Annotated in this window: 3 protein-coding genes; all 3 read left to right on the top strand. The window is 33.6% G+C overall.

Annotation, left to right across the window (positions count from 1 at the left end; all coding sequences use genetic code 11):
- Window positions 1-659 precede the first annotated feature (659 nt).
- The 3 genes from ACE1TI_RS21535 (at window position 660) to ACE1TI_RS21525 (ending at window position 2092) form a co-directional block, all read left to right on the top strand.
- The gene (locus ACE1TI_RS21535; RefSeq protein WP_375009566.1) at window positions 660-1007 is read left to right on the top strand and encodes a YolD-like family protein; all 348 of its coding nucleotides are present in this window, start codon (window positions 660-662) and stop codon (window positions 1005-1007) included.
- Entirely contained in the window at window positions 1004-1198 is a 195-nt protein-coding gene (locus ACE1TI_RS21530; RefSeq protein ID WP_375009565.1) for a hypothetical protein, read from the top strand. The genes ACE1TI_RS21535 and ACE1TI_RS21530 overlap by 4 nt, the downstream gene beginning before the upstream one ends.
- 213 nt (window positions 1199-1411) lie before the next feature.
- Window positions 1412-2092 (top strand): AbiTii domain-containing protein, encoded by a 681-nt coding sequence (locus tag ACE1TI_RS21525; RefSeq protein ID WP_375009564.1) that lies wholly within the window; start codon window positions 1412-1414, stop codon window positions 2090-2092.
- Window positions 2093-2219 lie beyond the last annotated feature (127 nt).

Raw genomic sequence — 2219 nt, 5'->3', positions numbered from 1 at the left:
TTTTTCAAATTGATCATCGCTCCCAGTCTCCCCATTAGAAATTCATTTATTTCTACAGGGGTTAATTATATACTACTGGGGGATTTTTCAATGACTCCAGTGGTCCAGTTTTAGATTACTACATACATTGGTATCAATGAGGAATAACTGATACGGTGCCTTGCGGGTATGTCACGAGCCTTCTTTGTCTCATGTCGGACAAGGAAGGGGGTGATCGTATGGCTGAAACGATCATGCTTTTTGCACTTGTTGTGCAAATTGTTTATGTCGTCTATGTCATTGCGACCCACAAAAAAAAGTGATACCCGCCGGCCACCAACCATAGGGTATCACTCTTTAGTATATTCTTTTGGTTCGTGACAGCCCGTTAGCGTCACGGTATTAGTTGTTCCTCACCTATATTATAGTATACGTCATCAATAGAAATCAAATACAGTTTTTTATATCATAAATTGCATTTTGCACTATTGTGTTATTGAATTATTGAATTATTGAATCACCATTGAAGAAAGGAAGAATATTTAAAAAAGGAAAAAAAGTTGTCCTTATTGGGTATTTTCCACAATATCTAAGTAATTAAAAGTAAAATTTTACAAGTTACAAAAAGTCATAAATCGATTATAATGGGAACGAATGTTCTTGTTAGGGAGGATTTTATCATGGCAAATAAACTAACTCCAGGATCAAACTTAAGGTGGGAATCAATGCTTATGATTCTGCCGGAACATCGAGAAATGTGGTTAAAACATCAAGAAAAAGCAAGAAGAAAAAAGAAGCCGATTTTAGATGAACAACCATGGGAAGGGTTTGAATGGTTGCTCGGAGAAGCCATGAGAGAAAATATAGAGCTGACATTTGCTTATTGGGACAACTATGATTTTTATGAAATCACTGGATGCTGCCATTTCATTAATTATGTCCAAAAACAGTTCCATGTGAAGAATAAAGAGGAGATTTATTACATTCGGTTTGATCAAATCACGGACATAAGGAGGGCAAACGAATGAAACATGAAGATTTGCTTGAATACTTAGATGCAAGGATTAAAGAGATAAAATACACAGAAACCGATCATGATCATTCGCTAGTCTTACTAGGTGGTCGAATGGCTTTCCAAGAAATCAAAAAATATATTAAAGATGAGACTGAAATGCCTCCTAATAAACCTAGGTTGTACAGAGGAATTAGAAAAGAATAGCCTATGCTGTTCCTTTCTATTATCAACACAAGTGAGGAGTTCTTTCCTCATTTATGTATTATTGTATTTTAAGTGTTATCTTTTACCTGCAAGCTATGTTGGTTCACTCAAAAAAGTAAGTCCCTGTCTATATCAGTCGGGGGCTTTTCTTAAATTTAATAAATGAAGTAAAATGCTATTATTAATTCAGGTAAACCGGAGAGTGAAGTGCCAATGTCTAAGGAAACAAAAAAATTAATTAATGATATTGAAAACGAAGAAATTAGTGTTACTCAGGCATTAAGACGCTCTTTGCCTATTTCAAAACAACATCAAGATAGATCATTTACTGAATGGTTAAATAAAGAATTAAACGGTTACGACGATTGGAGAGACATACCTGAATACAGAACTGTAACAGGTGAACTTGTAGCTTTCAGTCAATATCATCAAGCTGATATTCCTCTGGATGCTCCATATATTGATAATATTTTAAAAGAATTGAAAATGCCTCATTCCACTATGCTTATAGAAGAATTAGTAGAAAAAAACAAGCGTTTCATAGTAATGAAACACCCTGGATTTTCTGATAAAGAATTCGTAGATAAAAATTTTCATACAGAAGGATACCTGGATTTTAGATTAAAATTCAACTCAAATCAAGCTGTACAAATATTAGGATTTATAACTAATAAATTGTTAAATAAATTAAATAGTTTACCGTTAATTAGCGACCCTATAGAAGAAAAAAAAGAGACATTTATTAAAAAAAATAAAGATGCAATAATGATAACTATTGTCACGGGCACTGTCATAGGTTTTTTGCTACTGATGCCTGTGGTTTCTGATGCTGCGAATTATGTTGAGGAAATGACAGTAAAGTTATGGAACAGAATATCAAATATCATCCCTTAATTGTGAATTTTAGAGCTATATGGCGGCTTTTTTTGAGAATTATTTGTCGTATGAAGCCCATAAAATAAGCAGTAATCGAATGATGACCACTGCTTATTTATGACCAATAACAAGGCTTTCTCTTGCT

The organism is Alteribacillus sp. JSM 102045 (genome assembly GCF_041949975.1).
GTDB lineage: Bacteria > Bacillota > Bacilli > Bacillales > Marinococcaceae > Alteribacillus.
The sequence above is the reverse complement of the archived record's forward strand: the minus strand, read 5'-3'. Positions and strand labels throughout refer to the sequence as shown.

Bases quoted from the DNA above. Each gene is read 5' to 3' on its own strand.
- ACE1TI_RS21535 (WP_375009566.1), top strand. From the start codon at position 660: ATGGCAAATAAACTAACTCCAGGATCAAACTTAAGGTGGGAATCAATG.
- ACE1TI_RS21525 (WP_375009564.1), top strand. From the start codon at position 1,412: ATGTCTAAGGAAACAAAAAAATTAATTAATGATATTGAAAACGAAGAA.
- ACE1TI_RS21530 (WP_375009565.1), top strand. From the start codon at position 1,004: ATGAAACATGAAGATTTGCTTGAATACTTAGATGCAAGGATTAAAGAG.